We start from the raw sequence: 19485 nt of genomic DNA, 5'->3' as shown, positions 1-19485 counted from the left end.
CACGGGGCGACACGCCGGTCGCGGATAGACTGGAAAGCATGTCCAAGGTCCTCCAGTCCCTGCCCGTCGGCGAGCGCGTCGGCATCGCCTTCTCCGGAGGACTCGACACCTCCGTCGCCGTCGCGTGGATGCGCGAGAAGGGCGCGGTGCCCTTCACCTACACCGGCGACCTCGGACAGTACGACGAAGACGACATCGCGTCGATCCCGGGCCGCGCGCTGGAGTACGGCGCCGAAGCCTCGCGCCTGATCGACTGCAAGACCGCGCTGGTCGAAGAGGGCCTGGTCGCCCTCTCCTGCGGCGCCTTCCACATCCGCTCCGGCGGCAAGACGTACTTCAACACCACGCCCCTCGGCCGCGCGGTCACCGGCACGCTCCTGGTGCGTGCCATGAAGGAAGACGGCGTCGACATCTGGGGCGACGGCTCCACATACAAGGGCAACGACATCGAGCGGTTCTACCGCTACGGTCTGCTCGCCAACCCACGTCTGCGCATCTACAAGCCGTGGCTCGACGCCGACTTCGTCACCGAGCTCGGCGGCCGCAAGGAGATGAGCGACTGGCTCGTCGCCCGCGACTTCCCTTACCGCGACTCCGCTGAGAAGGCCTACTCGACCGACGCGAACATCTGGGGCGCGACGCACGAGGCGAAGACCCTCGAGCACCTCGATGTCTCGCTCGAGACCGTCGACCCGATCATGGGCGTGAAGTTCTGGGACCCGTCGGTCGCGATCGAGACCGAAGACGTCTCCGTCACGTTCGAGGGCGGCCGCCCCGTGGCGATCAACGGCGTGGAGTACAGCGACCCGGTGGCCCTCGTCATGGAGGCGAACACGATCGGCGGACGCCACGGCCTCGGCATGAGCGACCAGATCGAGAACCGCATCATCGAGGCGAAGTCGCGCGGCATCTACGAGGCTCCGGCCATGTCGCTGCTGTTCATCGCCTACGAGCGCCTGGTCAACGGCATCCTGAACGAAGACACCCTCGCGACCTACCACGAGCAGGGTCGCCGCCTCGGACGCCTGATGTACGAGGGCCGCTGGCTCGAGCCCCAGTCGCTCATGCTGCGCGAGTCGATCCAGCGCTGGGTCGGCTTGACGATCTCGGGCACCGTGACGATCCGTCTGCGCCGCGGCGACGACTGGACCATCCTCGACACGGTCTCGCCGAACCTGTCGTACGGCCCCGAGAAGCTGTCGATGGAGCGCGTCGGCGACGCCGCCTTCGGTCCGGTCGACCGCATCGGTCAGTTGACCATGCGCAACCTCGACATCGCCGACTCCCGTGCCCGCCTCGAGCAGTACGCGGGGCTCGGCCTCGTGGGCGGCGCGACCGGGGAGCTGGTCGGTCGCGTGACAGCGGGCGAGTCCGCCGAGATCACCGAGTCGGTCCACGGCTCCATCTCCGAAGCCGACGAGAGCCTGGCGGATGCGGTCGACACCGTGTCCGAGGGCGCGGCGTTCGATTCCGGCACCGACTGACGTCGCTCGTCCGTCGCACGCGCCGCGCGCGACGGCGTATGGCCGCGCGCGGGGCCGGAGGGTTGCCGACGCGGCGGCAGACCTCGCTGTGATCGACTCGATCAGCGCCGCTCGTCGGCGCGGTCGAGCTCCTCGGTGCGGTCGATGATGCTCGGCAGCACCGAGTCGAAGAGCGTCACGATGGCGGCGCGAGTGGCGCCGGCGTCGCGCTGGCGAACGGCTTCGCGGATGGCGATGGTGGATTCTTCGACGGCCGCCCAGTCGAACGAGCCACGTGCGTGCTGCGAGAAGCGGCGGATCTGCGGCCCGAGGAACTCGATGACGCTCACGCGCGTGGAGTTGCCCTCGATGCGCGCGAAACCGATCGTGATGGCGCGCAGCGCTCCCCCGAACTCGAGGACATCCTGGTTCAGGACCGCGGCGGACATGTCTTCGGTGAGGTCGACGAGATACGTGACGTCGTCGGCCTGGATCAGCGGCATCGCATGGCGTACCGAGCCGATCCAGATGTCGCCGAAGAGCGCGATCGCGTCTCGGATCTGGTCGAGGTCGAGAGGCGCCACCCGCGTGTAGCGGTTGCGCTGCATCTCGACGAGTCCCCCTTCGGCGAGCCGTGCCAGCGCGTGCCGCACGGGCGTCTTCGATGTCCCGAGATCCGCCGCGAGCTCGTAATCGCGAATCCGTTCGCCCGGCCGCAGCTCGCCGCTGACGATCGCATCCCGCAGCCGGTGATAGACGTCTTCACTCACCGAACGCCGTTCCAGCGCACCATCCATGCCCAACAAAATCACACCCTCCTTCGACCACCGTGGTTCCCCCACCACTCGATGCGGCCGATACCGGCAGCCCCGACACTCTCGCGCCGAGCCTCCGCATCGTCCCCTATTCGCGCGTAGCGCAACGGGTAACATAACACATTCACCTGAATGGGAACCGAACGGCCCCTCGGTCTGTGCAGTTCCTGCAGTCCAGCCTCATCGGGCACGTCCGAGCGATCGTCGTGGAGCCCCCGCGGCGAGCGCTCCGGCCGATATGATGCGAGGGCGCGACCCTGGTACGCGCACTGGGGCTCGGTGGGACTGAGTTCCACCTGTCTACCCGAAAGAGTTCTCGACGATGATGACCGATTCGCAGGAGTCCGCCGTACCTTCTCGCCCCTCAGTGGGCGTTCGCATCGGACGTATCGCGTTCCTCGCGGTGGCCGGGATCATCGTGATCGCCGTCGCGGCCGCGTTCTTCGTGACCTGGACGATCCAGCGGTCGTTCCCGCAGACCTCGGGTGCCATCGAGCTCGACGGTCTGAAAGCCGAGGTCACGGTGCAGCGCGACGACCGCGGCATCCCGACGATCACCGCGGACTCAACCGACGACCTGTTCTATGCGGAGGGCTTCGTACACGCCCAAGACCGGTTCTTCGAGATGGACTTCCGCCGGCACGTCACCGCGGGGCGCGTCGCCGAGATGTTCGGGGACTCCCAGGCGGCGACCGATGCGTTCCTGCGCACACTCGGCTGGCGCGCCGTCGCCGAAGCTGAGGTCGAGGCGATGGACGACACCACTCGCGGCTACTACGAGGCCTACGCCGACGGGGTCAACGCGTACCTCGCCACACGATCCGGCGCGGAGCTCTCGCTCGAATATGCCGTTCTCGGCATCCAGAACCCGGACTACACGCCCGAGCAGTGGGAGCCTGCCGATTCGGTCGCCTGGCTCAAGGCCATGGCCTGGGATCTGCGCGGCAACATCGAGGATGAGACCGAACGCTCCCTCCTGGCCGCCGAGCTGGACGCCGGTGCGGACGACGCGGGCGAGGTGGTCGACACCGGGGAGATGCTCGCGAAGCTCTACCCCGAGTACCCGTTCGACGAGAATCCGGTGATCGTCCCGAAGATCTCGACGGTACCCGCACTCGACACCGGCGCCGAACCGGCCGCGTACACCCCGACCGAATCGGACGACGAGATCCAGCAGGCGACCACCACGATCGAGTGGAAGGAGACTTCGAGCGTCATCGAAGCCGCGAGCGAACTGGTCGGGGACGTCGGCGAGGGGATCGGGTCGAACTCCTGGGTCGTCTCCGGCGACCTCACCGAGACGGGCATGCCGCTGCTCGCGAACGACCCGCACCTCGGCGCCTCACTGCCGTCGGTCTGGTACCAGGTGCAGCTGAAGTGCTCGACGGTCGACGATGCCTGCCCGTTCGATGTCGGCGGATTCTCCTTCTCCGGTCTCCCCGGCATCGTGATCGGCCACAACCAGCACGTCGCGTGGGGGTTCACGAACCTCACGACCGACGTCACAGACCTCTACGTCGAGCGGGTGGTCGGCGACGAGTACTGGCGCGACGGGGCACTGGTCCCGCTCGATCAGAGCACCGAGACGATCAAGGTCGCAGGCGGCGACGACATCGAGCTGACAATCCGGTCGACCGTGCACGGACCGATCATCTCGGGGCTCACCGACGACTTCACCGCGATCGCCGACGACCCAGAGTCGGCGCTCGCGGAAGGAACCGAGGCGCCCGCCACTCCGCCCGCGGGGGATGACGCCGAGTACGCCGTCAGCCTGCGCTGGACCGCGCTCGACCCCGGCACGACCGCGACCGCGATCTTCGCCCTCTCCACCGCCCAGGACTTCGACGACTTCCGCTACGCCGCCTCCCTCTTCGACGTTCCGGCGCAGAACCTCATCTACGCCGACACCGAGGGGAACATCGGATACCAGACACCCGGGCGCCTCCCGATCCGCGGTGCCGGCGACGGATGGATGCCGCAGCCGGGATGGGACAGCAGCTACGACTGGACGGGCTACATCCCGTTCGAAGAACTGCCCGTCTCGTACAACCCGAGCTCGGGGTACATCGTCACCGCGAACAACGCGATCGTGACCGACGACTACGCCTACTTCCTCTCCCGCGACTGGGACTACGGCTACCGCGCCGCGCGCATCGCCCACCTGATCGAACGACGCGCGGCTGCCGCTCCGCTGACGGCACAGGACATGCGCGACATCCAGATGGACGACGAGATGTGGATCGGCACGAAGCTGGCGACCGCCATGGCCGACGTGGACGTCAGCCGCGCGGACGTGCGGGAGGCCGTGGACCTCCTCCTCCCCTGGGACGCCCAGAACACGGCCTCCTCGCCCGCGGCCGCCTACGCGAACGTGGTCTGGTCGAACCTGGTGCAGAACATCTTCGGCGAGCGCGAGCAGCCCCTGCCCATCGACGGGCAGGCGCGCCTGTTCACCGTCGTCGCCGACATGCTCGACGACCCGTCCGATCCACTCTGGAGCAACCCGAAGATCGACGTCGACGGCATGGACGCCATGCTGGCCTTGTCCGCCGAAGAGGCCTACGACGAACTCGTGTCCCTGCAGGGCGACGTCCCCGCGCGGTGGAGCTGGGGCGACCTGCACGCGATCACCCTCACCAGCGACACGCTCGGCACCTCGGGGATCGCCCCCATCGAGGCTCTCTTCAACCGCGGACCGTACCCGGTGGGCGGCGGAGCATCGGTGGTGAACGCGACCGGGTGGGAGCTCGGCGTCTCGTACGCCACCACGACGGTGCCATCGATGCGGATGGTGATCGATCTGTCCGACTTCGACGCCTCCACGTGGAACCACCTCACCGGCGCATCGGGTCATGCCTTCCACGAGCACTACACCGACCAGACCGCCGACTGGGCGGTCGGGGTTCAGAAGCCGTGGGCATATTCCGCGAAGGCGGTGGACGGCTCGACGGTGGACACGCTGATCCTGTCGCCGGCCGGCTGACCCGTGCGCTGCGCCGTCCTGAAAGGGCGGCGCAGGTTGCTCCGATACCGTGGGTGGGTGCCATCCAGCTACCTCGCCCCGAAGGGCACCACCGTCACGCTCCTCGAGTTCGAGCACTCCGGCGCCACACTGATCGCCGAGACGTTCGGCGAAGGCCCGCACACCTACCTCCTCCTGCACGGCATCGGCATGGGGCGGAGCGTCTACCTCGACGTCGTGCAGCGGCTCGACGGCCGGGTGATCGCGTTGGACCTTCCCGGTTTCGGCGAGGCACCCGAGCCGGAGCGCACGTTCACCATGGAACGCCACGCCGACCTCGTCGCGGCATACCTGAAACACGTGGACTCGGGCCCGGTGGTCGTGATCGGCCATTCGATGGGCAGCCAGATCGCGGCGGAACTCGCAGCTCGGCATCCCTCGCTGGTGGAAGGGGTCGTGCTGGCAGGACCCACCGTGAACAAGGCGGCGCGCAACATCGCGTCTCAGGCCCGCTACCTCTTGACCGACCTGGTCGGCGAGCGGCCGCTGGTGATCTGGCGCGGCGCGCGGGAGTACCTCCGTGGGGGCCCGCACCTGATCCGCAAGATCCGCGCCACCGTCGTGCACGAGCCCGAGGACGCCTTCGTCCGCATCGAGTGCCCGGTGCTGGTACTGCGCGGTGAGGACGACCCGCTCGCCCCGATGAGCTGGTGCCAGGAGATCCTCGACGCGATCCCCGGGGCCAAGCTCGAGGTCATCCCCGACCACGGCCACGGCACGCTCATCAGCGACTCCGAGCCCGCGGCCCGCCTGATCCACGAATTCGCCGCCCGGCTCTGACGCTCGGTCCGTGCTCGCGCGGGCTTGTCGCGGCAGGTGTTCACGCGAGAACAGGCAACCGCTCCGATTCAGGCTGTTTCTGCGCCGAACTGCCTGATCCCGCGCGATTGCCTGATCCCGCGCGGGTCCTGATGCAAACTCGGCGGGTAGCTCAGCCGGCGGCGGGAGGAGTCTGCTTCGATTCGGCGAGCTCATCCACGACGAGACCGCGCTGTTCGATGGTGCCGTTGCGGTAAGCCTGCCGCCCGACCATGTGCGCCGACAGCGGGGCGGTAGCGAACTGCATCAGCACGACGGGGGCGACGAGCACGAACCCCAGCAGGATGCCGCCGATCGACCGCTGCGACAGGGCGATCGCGATGCAGATCAGCAGCAGGCCGAGCACCTGCGGCTTGGTCGCCGCGTGCAGACGGGACGGCACGTCGCGGAAGTGCAGCAGCCCGACCGCGGCCGACAGGCACAGCAGCGCGCCGAGCAGGATGAGCACCAGCACGGCCACGTCGATGACCGGATCGGGGATCATGAAACCGAGGATGTTCATGAGGTCGTGTTGTCCCTTCTCGCGACGAACCGGGCGACGGATATCGAACCGAACACCCCGATCGCGGCGATGATGAGGAGCACGGGAATGTTCCGGGTATGCCCATTGATGGCCATCTCCGCCCCGAGCACGCACATGACCTCGGTGAGGAGCACGTCGGAGGCGACGGCGCGGTCGAGGATCGACGGCCCACGGACGATGCGGATCAGGGTGAGGATGGCGGCGATGCCGAAGACCACCATGATCAGCAGCAGCAGGATGTTCATCGGGCGCCTCCCGTCGATCCGGTCAGGCCGGCGCGCTGGTCGGCCTTGAGCGCACGGTACTGCGCGGGGTCGCCGAGAGCCCGCACGACCCGTCGCTCCCAACGCAGAACTCCGGCGCGCTGCTTCTCGACGTCGTCGAGGTTCCTGACCCCGATCACGTGCAGGTACAGGATGCGTCTGTCGCGATCGGTCTCGACCACCAGCGAGCCGGGGATGAGCGACGAGACCACGGCGACGTGCGTCATGACCAGGTCGTCCGCGTAGCGCAGCGGCACCGCGATGATCGCCGTTCCCGGCTGGCGTCGGAAGTCGAACACCTGCACGGTCACCGATATGGCTCCGCTGAGCACCGCGAACAGGAATTGCACGACGAACAGCGCGGCGTAGCCGATGTTGATCCGGCCGGAGAGCTCGACGGTCGGCAGCCGGAAGACGCGGGTCACGAAGATCGCGACGACGAGTCCGGTGAGGAACGACAGCACGGTGAACTGCGCCCACAGCAGCATCCACAGCACGACGAGCCAGGCCAGGAAGGGCAGCTGCACCCGGATGTCGCGCCAGAGGTGGCGTTTGGTCTGTCGTCTCATCCGCCCACCTCCTCTTGCAGCTGCACGAGGCTGACCGGCTGCAGCAGTGCGGCGCCGATGCGGTCGCAGAGCGCGTACAGAGGCCCGGCGAAGATCGTGAGCGAGACGGTGACCGCGACCATGCCCGCCGTCGCGACCGTCATGATCTTCGGGATACGACGACGCTCCTGCTGCTCGTCGGCGGCCGGCGCGTTGCCGAGGTACGAGATGCGCCCCTCGGTCTCGCTGGAGTCCTCCTCCTCGCGCCAGAAGGCGAGGTTCCAGGCGCGCATGAGGGCGTACAGCGTCAGCAGCGAGGTGACGATGCCGCCGAAGATCAGCACGATCATGATCGGGGTGCCGACGGATGCTGCCGCTTCGAACAGCGCGAACTTGCCGATGAATCCGGAGAAGGGCGGGAGCCCACCCAGGTTGATCGCGGGCACGAAGTAGAGCACGGCGATCACCGGTGCGACCTTGAGCAGTCCCTTGACCCGCAGGATCGAAGTGCTGCCGGCTCGTCGTTCCACGAGCCCCACCGCGAGGAACAAGGTCGTCTGCACGACGATGTGGTGGACGATGTAGTACACGGTCGCGCCGATCGCGGCCGGGGTCGCTATCGCGAGGCCGAAGATCATGTACCCGACATGGCTGACGAGCGTGAACGACAGGATTCGTTTGAGCTCGGCCTGCGCGACCGCGCCCAGCACACCGACGATCATGGTCGCGAGCGCGATGATCAGCAGCAGGGTGTCGATGCTGTTCGAGGCGAAGAGCTGCGTCTCGGTGCGGATCAGCGCGTAGACACCGACCTTGGTCAGCAGGCCCGCGAACACCGCGGTGACCGGCGCGGGGGCGGTCGGATACGAGTCGGGCAGCCAGAACGACACCGGGAAGATGGCCGCCTTGATGCCGAACGCCACCACGAGCATCAGATGCAGCACGAGCTGCGTCTCCTGCGGCAGCTCCGACATGCGCTCGGCGATCTGGGCCATGTTGACCGTGCCGAGTGCGCCGTAGATCATCGCGATCGAGGCCAGGAACAGGATCGACGACACCAGCGAGACCACGATGTAGACGGCGCCGGTGCGGATGCGCGACTCGGTGCTGCCGAGGGTGATGAGCACATACGAGGCGACGAGCAGGATCTCGAAGCCGACGTAGAGGTTGAACAGGTCGCCCGCGATGAACGCGTTGAAGATGCCGGCCGCGAGGATCAGGTACGAGGGGTTGAAGATCGAGATCGGGGTCTCGTCGGTTCCGTCCGCGGCTCCCTGGCCGATCGAGAAGAGGAGCACGGCGAGCAGCACGATGCTCGAGACGAGCACCAGGAGCGCCGCGAGCCGGTCGACGTAGAGCACGATGCCGAACGGCACCGGCCACCCGCCGACCGAGACCGCGAGCGGGTCTCCGGAGTCGACGACCACCAGGAGGACGGCGGCGATCACCGAGACGGCGGCGAGAGTCGCCACCGTGACGACGACCTGGAGGCGCGCGTTCCGGCCGAACACGAGCGTGATGGCGGCTCCGAGGAGCGGCAGAGCCACGAGGAGCGGAACGAGAGAGGTCATGGGCGGCCCTCCTCGTTCTCGTCGTGGTCGTGGGGTTCGTCGGGGGTGCTCGAATCACTCTCGGCGGGGCCCGAAGAGTGTTCGTCTCCCCAGCCGGTGGGCGCATCGAACGGCGCATCGTCGTGGATGGCGGGGTGGTCGCGCATGTGCAGCACCGTGATCGGTGCGGTCTGCACACCGACGAAGTCGGTGGTCGCCTCGTCCTCGTCGGTCTCGGACTCGTCGTCCATGAGGTCTTCGTCGGCGTCGGTGCGCTCGCGGAGCGCGATGTCGGCCTCGTCGTCCTCGACCGTGTCGGCCTGGCCGAGCTGCCAGGAGCGGTAGATCAGGGCGAGGAGGAAGGCCGAGACCGCGAACGTGATCACGATGGCGGTCAGGGTGAGCGCCTGCGGGAGCGGGTCGCTCATCTCGCCCTCGGTGCCGAAGAACGGCGCATTGCCCGGAACGCCCATCACGATCAGCAGCAGCAGGTTCGTGGCGTTGCCGAGCAGCAGGAATCCGATCAGCACGCGGGTGAGACTGCGTTCCAGCATCGCGTACACGCCGCACGCGAAGAGGATGGCCATGATGACGATGAGGGTGAGCGAGACATCCATCAGCTGCTCTCCCTTCCGCGCGAGAGGAAGCCTTCGGGGCCGGGCGTCGAACGGAGCGCCGCCTGCCGGTCGACTTCGGCCCCGAGACTGCGCAGCACGTCGAGGACGAGCCCGATCACGACGAGGTACACGCCCACGTCGAAGATGGTCGAGGTGACGAACTCCATGTGCCCGATGCCGGGGATCTCCCACTCCCAGAACGTGCTGGTCAGCGGCGCGAGTCCGAAGAAGAGCGGGACCACGACCGTGCCGACGGCGAGGATGAGGCCGGTGCCGAGAAGTCGGCCGGCATCCGTCGGGGCGGCGGCGCCGAGCTCCCAGCGACCTCCGGCGATGTAGCGCATGACCAGGGCCATGCCCGCGACGAGTCCGCCCGCGAAGCCGCCGCCCGGGAGGTTGTGTCCCGAGAACAGCAGGAAGATCGACACCACGATGATCGTGTGGAAGAGGATGCGGACGATGACCTCGAGCAGGATCGACCTGTTCTCGGGCTTCATCTTCTGGCCGCCGACGAGCCACGCCCGCGGGCTGCTCTCGTTCTCGGAGTTCTGGAACCGGATGCCCTCGGTCGTCTCGACGAGCGGCCTGCTGCGTGCGGCCTTGCGCGTCGCCTTCGGCAGGTTCTTGGTGGCGGCGAGCAGGTCGGCCCGGTGCGTGACGAACACCAGCGAGGCCACGCCGGTCGCGGCGAGCACGAGCACCGACAGCTCGCCCATCGTGTCCCAGCCGCGCAGGTCGACGAGGGCCACGTTCACGACGTTCTTGCCGTGACCGATCTCGTATGCGATCTGCGGGAAGACCTCCGAGATCGGATCGGCGATGCGGGACTGCGTGGCGACCACCGCGACGAAGGCCATGGTCACGCCGACGCCGATCGCGAGGAGCGCCCGGGGGACCCGCCCCACCGAGGCGTTGTGCTCGCCCATCCGCGCGGGCAGGCGGCGGAGCACCAGCGCGAACGTGACCATCGTGACCGTCTCGACGAGGATCTGCGTGAGCGCCAGGTCGGGTGCGCCGCTCGTCGCGAACAAGACGACCATCCCGAGCCCCGTGACCGAGACGAGCACGACGCCCGTGTAGCGCTTCTGGGCCCGCACCGCGAACACCCCGGCGATCGCCATGATCGGGGCGACCACGATCTGTGCCGGCGTGTGCCAGGCGGACAGGTTGTACCGGTCGATGTCGCTGGCGATGAGCGCCGTGACCTCGGCAGCGACGAAGACCACGAAGATGGTGCCGACGTATACCGGGAGCGAGCCCCGCTGCGTGAGTGTCGTGCTGAGGACGGAGAGACGGTCGATGCCGCGCATCACCAGGTAGTAGGCGTCGGCGGCTGTGAAGGGCAGGACGCGAGGTCGGCGATCCCAGCCCGTTCTGCGGGTGAGCAGGAACAGCCCGATGCCGAGCAGGATCGACAGGATCGAGATGCCCAGGGCCGGCTCGAGGCCGTGCCACAGCGCGAGATGCCCCGGTCCCTCGACGGCTTCGCCCGCGTGGTCGAGCCCGGGGGTCGCGGTGAGGGCGTATCCCTGCAGAGCCGTGTCGAGTGCGGGAGCGCCGATGCCCGCAGCGAGAGTGACGCCGGCGAGGATGATCGGCGCGGACAGGAATCCGACCGGCGGATCCGGCCAGGCGGTGTCGGGCAGCCGGCCCTGGTCGTCGCGCTTCTTCCAGAAGGCTCCCCAGAGGAAGCGCGCCCCATATGCCGCGGTGAGCATAGAACCGAGCGCTACGCCGATCAGGGCCACCAGACCCCACGGGGAACCCCCCTGGGCGTCGTCGAGCAGAGCCGTGAGGGTGGACTCCTTGGCGACGAAGCCGATGGTCGGAGCGATACCGGCCATCGACGCCACCGAGATGAATGCCGCCGTCGCCATGACCGGCGCCTGCCGCCCGACACCGGAGAGTTCGGTGATGTCACGCGTCGACAGCTGGCGGTCGATGACGCCGACGATCAGGAACAGCGCCGACTTGAACAGGGCGTGCCCGATCACGAGCGCGAGTCCGGCCAGCGCCGCAGCCTGCGTGCCGTAGCCGACGACGATCGCGAAGAAGCCGAGCTGGCTGACCGTGCCGAACGCGAGGATGCGCTTGAGGTCGGTCTCGCGCAGCGCCTGGATGCCGCCGATCAGCATCGTCAGGATGCCGAGACTGATCACGATCGGGCGCCAGGGAGCGCTGAAGGCGAAGATCGGAGCGAATCGCGCGATCAGATAGATGCCGGCCTTCACCATCGCCGCGGCGTGCAGATACGCGCTCACCGGAGTGGGCGCCGCCATCGCGCCGGGAAGCCAGAAGTGGAAGGGGAACAGGGCCGACTTGCTGATCGCGCCGATCAGGAGCATGACGATCGCGGCATCCACCGCAGGACCGGTCGGTGCGATCTCGAGGATCTCCCGGATGCTGGACGTTCCGGTGTCGACCACGAGGATCACGACACCGACGAACATCACGAGTCCACCGAGCGTGGTCACGAGCAGGGCCTGCAGTGCCGCACGGCGGCTGGCCGCACGGCGGCGGTAGTGACCGATGAGGAGGTACGAGAGGATGCTCGTCACCTCCCAGAACATGACCAGCATGACGAGGTCGTCGGTGAGCACGAGGCCGTACATCGCCCCCGCGAAGCCGAGCAGCACCCCGGCGAACTGGCCCACGCCGGCCGAGTCCTCGTAGAAGTACCACCGGCAGTAGAGGAGCACGAGGGCGCCGACACCCGTGACGATCAGCGTGAGCACCCACCCGAGCACGTCCATGTTCATGGAGAGGTTCAGCCCGAGCTGCGGGATCCACTCGACCGACTCGAACGGGACCGGACCGTCGAGCACCTGCGGCGTCATGACCAGCGCATGCACGAACGCTGCAGCCGGGACGAGGGCGGCGATGGCGAAGGCCTGAGCTCCGAGCCAGCGCACCAGAACGGGCATCAACAGCGACCCGAGCAGGAACACGGCGAGGAGCATCAGCATATACGCGGCTCCCTCGGGGGTCGTCGGCCTTGCGGCCAGGCGGGGGGTGTCTCTGTCAGTTTACCCGGGCGAAGAGTCCGCTCGGCGCGCGGTTGCACGATCGTGCGAGAGTGGTCGCATGCGGCGGGTGTGGGTGCGGGAGCTGGCCGGGTGGTCCGGCGCCCTGGGGCTCGCACTGATCGCCGCCGCACAGGTCGCATCATCGGCACGGTCGGAGCTGCTGTTCCGCGACGGGGATTCCCTGATCGTGGGCATGTTCGCGCGCTCCGTGCTCTCCGGCGAACCGATGGACTGGGCGATGTCGAGCGTGCTCTTCCTCCCCGAATCCACGGTGTTCGCCGCGCTCGACGCGATCTTCCCGCTGGACGTGAACGCGCTGCTCGCGGTGAACGCCGTGATCAACGTGATCGCCCTGTACGGTGCCCTTCGGCTCGTGGCTGGTCGACGCACAGAGGGCCGCGCACCTGTGGCATGGGCCCTCGTCGGACTCGCCGCGTTCTGCGTCATCGCCGTGACCGAGCTCTCGGCGTCCCGCGATGCTCTCGAGCTCGCCTCCCTGCAGCTCACGACCACCTACTATTCGGCGTCGGTGGTCGCCGTCGTGCTCTCCGTCGGGCTGGTGCGTCGAATGCTCGATCGCGAGTCGATGAGCGTCGGTCTCTCTGCGGCTCTCGGCGTGACCGCGGCGGTCTCGACACTGTCGAATCCGCTCTTCGCGGCCTGGGCGACGGTGCCGATCACGGTGCTGCTCGCCCTCCTGGCCATCCGATCACAGCGACGGTTCCGGTTGACACTGCTGCTCGCTGTGCTCCTGACCGGCACAGCGCTCGGCTTCGTCGGACGTATTCCACTTCAGGCATGGATCGCGAACACCGGCGCCGGCTACGCGCAGCCCGAGCGGTGGGCCGAGTCGCTCGGCTACTACTCCGAGCTCGTCTCCGCCCGCCTGTCGACCCCACCGGGGGTGCTCGGCTGCCTGATCGTGCTCGCCCTTCTCGTGCTCGCAGTGGTCCGCACGGCACGCGCCTCGGACGAGGGTTCACGGTTGGTCGCCGCGCTCGCCTGGCTCATGCCGGTGCTCGTGGTGATCGGCGCGATCGCACTCGGCACGCACGCGGCCCGCTACCTGCAGCCGCTCGTGTTCGCTCCCGTCCTCGCTCTCGTCGCGGTGCCGCGGGTGGTGCGGGTGCCGCTCCGCGTCCGATCGGTGCTCGCCACCGTCGTCGCGGTGCTGCTCGCGATCGGCGGCATCCTGAGCATCCCCCGACTCGCTGCGGCCGCCGAGGGCGGCGACCCCGACCTCACCTGCGTCACCGACTGGGTGAACGCCTCCGGGCGCACCGGAGCCGGCCAGTTCTGGACCGTCCGCCTGCCGAAGCTGCACCTCGACGACCCCGCCCAGCTCGTGCAGGTCGATCATGAGCTGCGCGGCTACGCCTGGCTGGCGAACCGTCACGATTTCGACGTCGGCGAGGTGACTTTCCTCGTGGAGGATGCTCAGACCGTCCCGTGGAACCTGCCCGTACCGGGCATCCCCGACGAGGTGATCGACTGCGGCCGCTACCGCATCCTCGATCTGGGCGATACGGTGCTACCGCTCGGACCGCAGCGCAACTGACCGCGGCTGCCGACGCGTCGGAGGACGCCGCTCAGCGCGGCGCAGGGCCGGTCGTGCTGCCGGCGCGGAACCGGCAGGTGAGATGCTGTGTGATCCCCGGGTCCCCGCGGAGCATGCGGGCGACCTGTTCTCCCGCCGCGCGTCCCTTCTCGACAGCCGGCTGCACACTCGTCGTGAGGGTGAGGTCGCCGAGACCGTCCAGTGCGATGCCGTCGAAACCCGCGACCGAGAGGTCTTCCGGGACGCGGAGTCCCAGCTCCTCGGCCGCACGGATGACGCCGACGGCCAGCAGGTCGCTCTGCGCGAGCACCGCCGTCGGCCGGGTGTCAGGGTCGGCGAGCAGCATGCGTCCGACCAGCACTCCTTCGTCGATGAGGCTCCCGGATGCCGAGATCGCGGGGGCGTCGGGGAACACCTCCCGGGTGCCGGCCAGCCGGTGGACCGTGACGTCGACGGTCGCGTTCGCGAGGCGCTCCGGGGTGACCGCCGCACGTTCCCGGTCGCTGTCGAGTGGCAAGGTGACCAGCGCGATGTCGCGGTGGCCGAGGCCGCGCACGTGCTTCGCGATGTCGGCCGAGGCCGCCGCGTTGTCGAGCGTGATGCGGGGGATCGCCTCGCCGGCGTCGCCCTCGATCACGACGACCGGGAGTCCGCGGCCGACGACCACTTCGAGAGATGCCCGGGTGCGTCCGGAACAGCCGATCAGCACGACGGCGTCGACGGGGGCGTCGGCGATCGCCGAGCCCTCCCCCGGTTCGTCGCGCATCAGCAGGATGCCGGCACTGAGTTCGGCGAGGCCGTCGGTGAGGCCGTCCATCATGGCCGTCGTCACGGGGTCGAGGAAGGCCGCGCGCAGGTGCCCTTCCAACACGACGGCGACGATGCCGCTGCGTCCGCGTCGCAGCGACGCGGCGCGGGGGTCCGGTCCGGCGTAGCCGAGGTCGGCGGCCGCGGCGAGCACGCGCTCGCGGGTCGCGGGGGCCACTTTCGCCTTTCCGCTGAAGACGACCGAGGCGGTGGACGTCGCCACACCCGCCTCGCGTGCGACGTCGGCGATCGTGGGCCGACGCGGCGTCTCCTGACTGCTCATGCTTCGAGGATAGCTCGCTTCCGCTCCCCGGGGTCGAATCGATTCGATAAGCTGTCCGGCATGGAAGCAGCCCTGACCCGTTCGCAGTTCGTCCGATGGCGCGCCGCGATCTTCGCCATCTTCCTGGCGAGCGGCCTCTCGATCGCGACCTGGGCGTCCCGGGTTCCCGGGATCAAACTGGCGCTCGAGCTCGACAACGCGCAGGTCGGGATGCTGCTGCTCGGCATGGGTGTCGCCTCGATCATCGGCATCTCGACGAGCCCGGCGGTGATGGCACGCACCGGCGCCCGCCGCGGCATGCTGGCGGCGATGCTCATGTTCGCGGTCGGCATCGCGCTGGTCGGCCTCGGCGCGACCGTGTTCGGCTCAGTGACCGTCGTCCTCATCGGCATGGCGCTCTTCGGATTCGGCAACGGCTGCGTCGACGTGATGATGAACGTCGAGGCCACCGCGATCGAGCAGCAGATGGGCCGCACGATCCTCCCCGTCTTCCACGCCTTCTTCAGCTTCGGAACCGTCATCGGTGCGGGGATCGGCGCCCTCGCCGCCCACCTCGCGGTCGACGTCGCGACGCATGCGGTCTCCATGGGCGTGCTGATCGCCGTGATCGCCGTGGTCTGCTTCTTCCAGGTGCCGGTGCGCGAGGCCGCCCTCGACCCGGAGGACCACGTCAAGCCTCCGTTCCGCGAGCGGATGCACACCGCGCTCGAGGCCTGGCGCGAACCCCGCACCTACCTGTTGGGCACGGTGATGCTCGGGATGTCCTTCGCCGAGGGCGGCGCGAACGACTGGATCGCGCTCGGCACCGAGCAGGGTCATGGCTTCGCGGAGGGCACAGGAGCCGTGTCGCTCGCCGTGTTCTCGATCGGGATGACGACCGTGCGGCTGTTCGGCGGGCCCCTCGTCGACCGATTCGGACGCGTCGCGGTGCTGCGCATCCTCGCCGTCGCCGCGGCGTCGGGCATCCTGCTCTTCATCCTCGCGCCCACCTTCCCGCTCGTGCTGGTGGGAGCGGCGCTGTGGGGCGTCGGCGCCTCGCTCGGGTTCCCCCTCGGCATGTCCGCCGCGGCAGACGACCCCGCCAAGGCGGCGGCTCGCGTGAGCGCGGCAGCCACGATCGGCTACATCTCGTTCCTCGGCGGCCCGCCCGTGCTCGGCGTCATCAGCGAGCACATCGGCCTGCTGAACACGCTGTTCATCCTGGTCGGTCTGGTCGTGCTCTCCGGGCTGTTCTCGGGGGCCGCCCGCCCGCTGCGGGAAGACGAGAAGATCCCCGCGGCGAGCGCCGAGCAGGGCTGAGCGCGCTCAGTCCTCGCGGCCCCGCACGATCGCGGCCGCGTGCGACCTGCTGCGCGCGCCGAGCTTGGTGAGCACGTTCGATACGTGCGTCTTGACCGTGGGCACCGAGATGCGCAGCCGTGCCGCGAGCTGCGCATTCGACCAGCCCTGCAGGATGCCGTCGAGGATCTCCCGTTCGCGACCGGTCAGGTCGGCGCGCTCCGTCGCACGCGATGCCGGCGGAGGTGGCGCGGCCCCTGGGCCACGGCGGCGAGCGCGCGACGGGTCACCCGCGGGTCCAGCGCGCCCTCCCCCGCGGCGACGGATCGCACCGCCTGAACGAGCGCGGGGGCATCGACCGTCTTGAGGAGGAAGCCGACCGCACCCGCACGTATCGCCCCGAGGACGAGCTCATCCTCGTCGAAGCTGGTCAGCACGAGCACGTCTCCGAGCCCGCGTTCCACGATCTCCCGTGTGGCGGACACGCCGTCCCGGCCGGGCATCCGCAGATCCATGAGGACCACGTCGGGTCGCAGCGCGGCCGCATTGCGCACGGCGATGTCGCCGTCTGCCGCCTCGCCGACCACCGTGATCCCGTGCGCCTCGAGCATGATGCGGAGCCCCGCCCGGATGGCGCCGTGGTCGTCGGCGAGCAGCACGGTCGGCGCGCTCACACCCGCACCTCGAGCGGAAGTCGACCCTCGACCGACCATCCGTCCGCGACAGGACCGGCAGCGAAGAATCCGCCGAGCGCTCCCACCCGCTCCCGCAGCATCTGCAGGCCCCACCCTTCGCCGACGTGTGCGGCCGCCGTGCTGGCGGCACCGCCGCGGGATCGTACGCGCACCTGCACCTCCGCGCTCCGCTCCGCGATCTCGACGTCGACCACGGACCCGCCCGCGTGCCGGATGCAGTTGGTCAGGGCTTCCCGCACGATGCGGACCACGGCCTGCTCTGCAGCGGCTCCGAGCTCGGGCACGTCCGGGGCATCGAAGCGGACGACGAGCCCCGCACGCTCGGCATCGCGCACGATGCCGTCGAGATCGGCCCAGCGCGGTGCGGGGACGAGGGCGCCGTCGCCGCGACGGAGCACCGAGATCATCGAACGCAGGGCGCCGTGGGCGTCCAGGCCCGCATCGCGCACGGCCTGCAGTGCTTCCCTGTCCTTCGTCTGGTCTGGCGTCGTGGAGAGGGCAGCTTCCGCTCGGATCGCCATCGCCATCACGTGACCGGCCACCACATCATGCAACTCGCGCGCCATCGCCTCGCGCTCGCGCTGCACGGCCTCCGCGCGATCCCGCTCGGCGACGGCCGCCGCGTCATCCGCTCGCTGCCGGTGCAGTTCGGCGAGTTCCTGCGCCTGCGAGACAGCGACCGCCCACCAGTAGTCCGTGCCGAAGATCGCGCCGAATTGCACCCCGACGAGGAAGGCGACCGCGAAGGGCATGTCGGTGAAGAGCCAGGCGACGACGAAGAGGATGACCGTCGATGCGCTGAGGAGCACCAGCAGCACGCGACGACGACGCGGGCCGGAGAGGAAGACTGCCGTCCACAGCACGTCGAGCAGCACGACGACCGTCCCGATGCCGCCGACCGTGAGGAGGTCGGCGACGAAGAGGAGCGTCACGAGGCCGAGAACGGTCATCGGCAGGCGTCGCTTGGCGAGCGCGAGCGCACAGGCCGGAAGCGCGAAGGCGAGCGCCCACCACGGCGACACCGGCCCCGACAGGAGGGAGAACGACCCCCACACGCCGCGGAATCCCAGCGCCGCCATCACGACGGCCAGCAGTGCCATCGCGACCGGGTCCGCCCACCAGCGATGCCGGGAATACCAGGCTCCGGGTCCGCCGTCGACCTGCTCGTGCATGACCTCATGCAACCACGGGGCGGGCGCGGTCGCATCCGTCGAAGGGATGAGCAGCCCTCGGCGAACGCTACTTTCGCCCGATCCGCGGCCGTGCCCCCCCGAGCGACAGTGGGGGCATGGAACTCTTCGGCGGGCTCCCGCTCCCCCTTTCCCTCGCACTGCTGGCGCTGATCGACGGTCTCAGCGTCGGCACACTGCTCATCCCGGTCTTCCTCCTCCTCCACCCCGGGCGCGTGCGCGCCGGACGCATCCTCCTCTACCTCGCGACGATCGCGGCGTTCTACCTCGTCGTCGGTCTTCTCTTCCTGTGGGGACTGGTGAACCTCGTCGACGTGGCCGCGGACTTCCTGGCGTCTCCAGCCGGACTGGTCGTCCGCCTCCTCGTCGGAGCCGCTCTCCTCATCACCGCTTTCGTGATGCCGACGGGCGAGAAGCAGCCGACAGAGGCCGCCGCCTCGCCGGAGACCGCCTCCGTCGCGCCCGCGCCGCAGGTCTCGCCGTGGACGGGGATGCCCGTGCGTGACACCCCTGCTCCGGCGACGATGGCGACGCCCCCGCCCCCTGCCGCTGCGGACCGGACCGGAGCGGCTGCAGCTCCCCGCCCCGGGCGCATCACGCGATGGCGTGAGCGCCTGCTCGATCCACGCACCCGGGGTACGGCAGTGATGGCCGTCGCTATCGCCGCCGGGCTCGTGGAGGTCGCCACGATGCTGCCGTACATCGTCGCGATGACGATGCTCGCGGATGCCGCGGTCGACACTCCTGTGCGGGTGCTGTCGCTGGCGGGATACTGCGCGCTGATGATCCTTCCTGCGATCGTGCTGCTCCTCCTCCGCATCGTGGCCGCTCCTCTCGTGCAGCGTCCGCTCGAGCGCTTCGCCGCCTGGATGGAGCGCACCGGCGCGGAGAGCACCGCCTGGATCATCGGCATCATCGGGTTCCTCATCGCCCGCTCCGCGGCCACCGAGCTCGGGCTCTTCGAGGCACTCGGCTCCTTCCTCGATCGGTGACCACCGGGAACCGCCGGGTGCGACGAAGTGCACCAA

The 19485-nt window shown here is 69.1% G+C and carries 15 protein-coding genes and 1 pseudogene; 6 read left to right on the top strand and 10 right to left on the bottom strand.

Annotated elements, in window-relative coordinates:
- Window positions 1-38 precede the first annotated feature (38 nt).
- Window positions 39-1484, top strand: a complete 1446-nt coding sequence (gene argG, locus ACFC14_RS06105; RefSeq protein ID WP_136040488.1) for an argininosuccinate synthase — start codon at window positions 39-41, stop codon at window positions 1482-1484.
- A 101-nt stretch (window positions 1485-1585) separates the two neighbouring features.
- On the opposite strand, the gene ACFC14_RS06100 is transcribed toward argG, so the two are convergent.
- Window positions 1586-2260 (bottom strand): GntR family transcriptional regulator, encoded by a 675-nt coding sequence (locus ACFC14_RS06100; protein WP_376101845.1) that lies wholly within the window; start codon window positions 2258-2260, stop codon window positions 1586-1588.
- 343 nt (window positions 2261-2603) lie between these two features.
- Between ACFC14_RS06100 and ACFC14_RS06095 the strand changes: the two genes are divergently transcribed.
- Together ACFC14_RS06095 and ACFC14_RS06090 are read left to right on the top strand one after the other, a co-directional pair.
- On the top strand, window positions 2604-5261 hold the full coding sequence (locus tag ACFC14_RS06095; protein WP_376107116.1) for a penicillin acylase family protein: 2658 nt from the start codon (window positions 2604-2606) through the stop codon (window positions 5259-5261).
- 57 nt (window positions 5262-5318) lie between these two features.
- Entirely contained in the window at window positions 5319-6080 is a 762-nt protein-coding gene (locus tag ACFC14_RS06090) for an alpha/beta fold hydrolase (RefSeq protein ID WP_376101843.1), read from the top strand.
- Between the two features lie 151 nt (window positions 6081-6231).
- Here the strand turns inward: ACFC14_RS06090 and mnhG are convergent, their stop codons facing one another.
- From mnhG to ACFC14_RS06060, 6 genes are read right to left on the bottom strand one after another with little or no spacing between them, the layout of a single operon-like run.
- Window positions 6232-6621: a monovalent cation/H(+) antiporter subunit G gene (gene mnhG, locus ACFC14_RS06085; RefSeq protein ID WP_136042618.1), complete on the bottom strand. Its 390-nt coding sequence runs from the start codon at window positions 6619-6621 to the stop codon at window positions 6232-6234.
- On the bottom strand, window positions 6618-6887 hold the full coding sequence (locus ACFC14_RS06080; RefSeq protein WP_136042617.1) for a monovalent cation/H+ antiporter complex subunit F: 270 nt from the start codon (window positions 6885-6887) through the stop codon (window positions 6618-6620). The genes mnhG and ACFC14_RS06080 overlap by 4 nt, the downstream gene beginning before the upstream one ends.
- Complete coding sequence (locus ACFC14_RS06075) at window positions 6884-7474, bottom strand: Na+/H+ antiporter subunit E (protein ID WP_136042616.1); 591 nt, start codon at window positions 7472-7474, stop codon at window positions 6884-6886. The genes ACFC14_RS06080 and ACFC14_RS06075 overlap by 4 nt, the downstream gene beginning before the upstream one ends.
- Complete coding sequence (locus tag ACFC14_RS06070) at window positions 7471-9024, bottom strand: Na+/H+ antiporter subunit D (RefSeq protein ID WP_376101840.1); 1554 nt, start codon at window positions 9022-9024, stop codon at window positions 7471-7473. The genes ACFC14_RS06075 and ACFC14_RS06070 overlap by 4 nt, the downstream gene beginning before the upstream one ends.
- Window positions 9021-9620, bottom strand: a complete 600-nt coding sequence (locus ACFC14_RS06065) for a Na(+)/H(+) antiporter subunit C (RefSeq protein WP_136042614.1) — start codon at window positions 9618-9620, stop codon at window positions 9021-9023. The genes ACFC14_RS06070 and ACFC14_RS06065 overlap by 4 nt, the downstream gene beginning before the upstream one ends.
- Window positions 9620-12586: a Na+/H+ antiporter subunit A gene (locus ACFC14_RS06060; protein ID WP_376101838.1), complete on the bottom strand. Its 2967-nt coding sequence runs from the start codon at window positions 12584-12586 to the stop codon at window positions 9620-9622. The genes ACFC14_RS06065 and ACFC14_RS06060 overlap by 1 nt, the downstream gene beginning before the upstream one ends.
- Before the next feature lie 118 nt (window positions 12587-12704).
- On the opposite strand from ACFC14_RS06060, the gene ACFC14_RS06055 reads away from it, so the two are divergent.
- Window positions 12705-14204, top strand: coding sequence for a hypothetical protein (locus ACFC14_RS06055; protein WP_376101836.1), 1500 nt, complete (start codon window positions 12705-12707; stop codon window positions 14202-14204).
- A 31-nt stretch (window positions 14205-14235) separates the two neighbouring features.
- On the opposite strand, the gene ACFC14_RS06050 is transcribed toward ACFC14_RS06055, so the two are convergent.
- Window positions 14236-15294, bottom strand: a complete 1059-nt coding sequence (locus ACFC14_RS06050) for a LacI family DNA-binding transcriptional regulator (protein WP_376101834.1) — start codon at window positions 15292-15294, stop codon at window positions 14236-14238.
- Window positions 15295-15354: 60 nt separating this feature from the next.
- Between ACFC14_RS06050 and ACFC14_RS06045 the strand changes: the two genes are divergently transcribed.
- A complete protein-coding gene (locus ACFC14_RS06045) occupies window positions 15355-16593 on the top strand; it encodes an MFS transporter (RefSeq protein ID WP_376101832.1) in 1239 nt (412 codons plus the stop codon).
- A gap of 6 nt (window positions 16594-16599) precedes the next feature.
- On the opposite strand, the pseudogene ACFC14_RS06040 reads toward ACFC14_RS06045, so the two are convergent.
- Window positions 16600-17285 (bottom strand): annotated as a pseudogene (locus ACFC14_RS06040) (response regulator).
- Window positions 17243-18439 carry a sensor histidine kinase gene (locus ACFC14_RS06035; protein ID WP_376101831.1) on the bottom strand — a complete coding sequence of 399 codons (1197 nt, stop codon included), beginning with the start codon at window positions 18437-18439 and terminating at the stop codon, window positions 17243-17245. Before ACFC14_RS06035 ends, ACFC14_RS06040 begins: the two are co-directional and overlap by 43 nt.
- A gap of 116 nt (window positions 18440-18555) precedes the next feature.
- Here ACFC14_RS06035 and ACFC14_RS06030 point away from each other — a divergent pair, with 116 nt between their 5' ends.
- Complete coding sequence (locus ACFC14_RS06030) at window positions 18556-19449, top strand: GAP family protein (RefSeq protein ID WP_376101829.1); 894 nt, start codon at window positions 18556-18558, stop codon at window positions 19447-19449.
- Window positions 19450-19485 lie beyond the last annotated feature (36 nt).

Origin of the sequence: Microbacterium sp. NPDC055988, from assembly GCF_042269505.1 — a bacterium.
Taxonomy (GTDB): Bacteria; Actinomycetota; Actinomycetes; order Actinomycetales; family Microbacteriaceae; genus Microbacterium.
This window is presented reverse-complemented; position numbering and strand designations above follow the sequence as displayed.

Bases quoted from the DNA above. Each gene is read 5' to 3' on its own strand.
- ACFC14_RS06075 (WP_136042616.1), bottom strand. From the start codon at position 7,474: ATGAGACGACAGACCAAACGCCACCTCTGGCGCGACATCCGGGTGCAG.
- ACFC14_RS06045 (WP_376101832.1), top strand. From the start codon at position 15,355: ATGGAAGCAGCCCTGACCCGTTCGCAGTTCGTCCGATGGCGCGCCGCG.
- ACFC14_RS06055 (WP_376101836.1), top strand. From the start codon at position 12,705: ATGCGGCGGGTGTGGGTGCGGGAGCTGGCCGGGTGGTCCGGCGCCCTG.
- ACFC14_RS06050 (WP_376101834.1), bottom strand. From the start codon at position 15,294: ATGAGCAGTCAGGAGACGCCGCGTCGGCCCACGATCGCCGACGTCGCA.
- argG (WP_136040488.1), top strand. From the start codon at position 39: ATGTCCAAGGTCCTCCAGTCCCTGCCCGTCGGCGAGCGCGTCGGCATC.
- mnhG (WP_136042618.1), bottom strand. From the start codon at position 6,621: ATGAACATCCTCGGTTTCATGATCCCCGATCCGGTCATCGACGTGGCC.
- ACFC14_RS06100 (WP_376101845.1), bottom strand. From the start codon at position 2,260: ATGGATGGTGCGCTGGAACGGCGTTCGGTGAGTGAAGACGTCTATCAC.
- ACFC14_RS06030 (WP_376101829.1), top strand. From the start codon at position 18,556: ATGGAACTCTTCGGCGGGCTCCCGCTCCCCCTTTCCCTCGCACTGCTG.
- ACFC14_RS06080 (WP_136042617.1), bottom strand. From the start codon at position 6,887: ATGAACATCCTGCTGCTGCTGATCATGGTGGTCTTCGGCATCGCCGCC.
- ACFC14_RS06070 (WP_376101840.1), bottom strand. From the start codon at position 9,024: ATGACCTCTCTCGTTCCGCTCCTCGTGGCTCTGCCGCTCCTCGGAGCC.
- ACFC14_RS06060 (WP_376101838.1), bottom strand. From the start codon at position 12,586: ATGCTGATGCTCCTCGCCGTGTTCCTGCTCGGGTCGCTGTTGATGCCC.
- ACFC14_RS06065 (WP_136042614.1), bottom strand. From the start codon at position 9,620: ATGGATGTCTCGCTCACCCTCATCGTCATCATGGCCATCCTCTTCGCG.
- ACFC14_RS06095 (WP_376107116.1), top strand. From the start codon at position 2,604: ATGACCGATTCGCAGGAGTCCGCCGTACCTTCTCGCCCCTCAGTGGGC.
- ACFC14_RS06035 (WP_376101831.1), bottom strand. From the start codon at position 18,439: ATGCACGAGCAGGTCGACGGCGGACCCGGAGCCTGGTATTCCCGGCAT.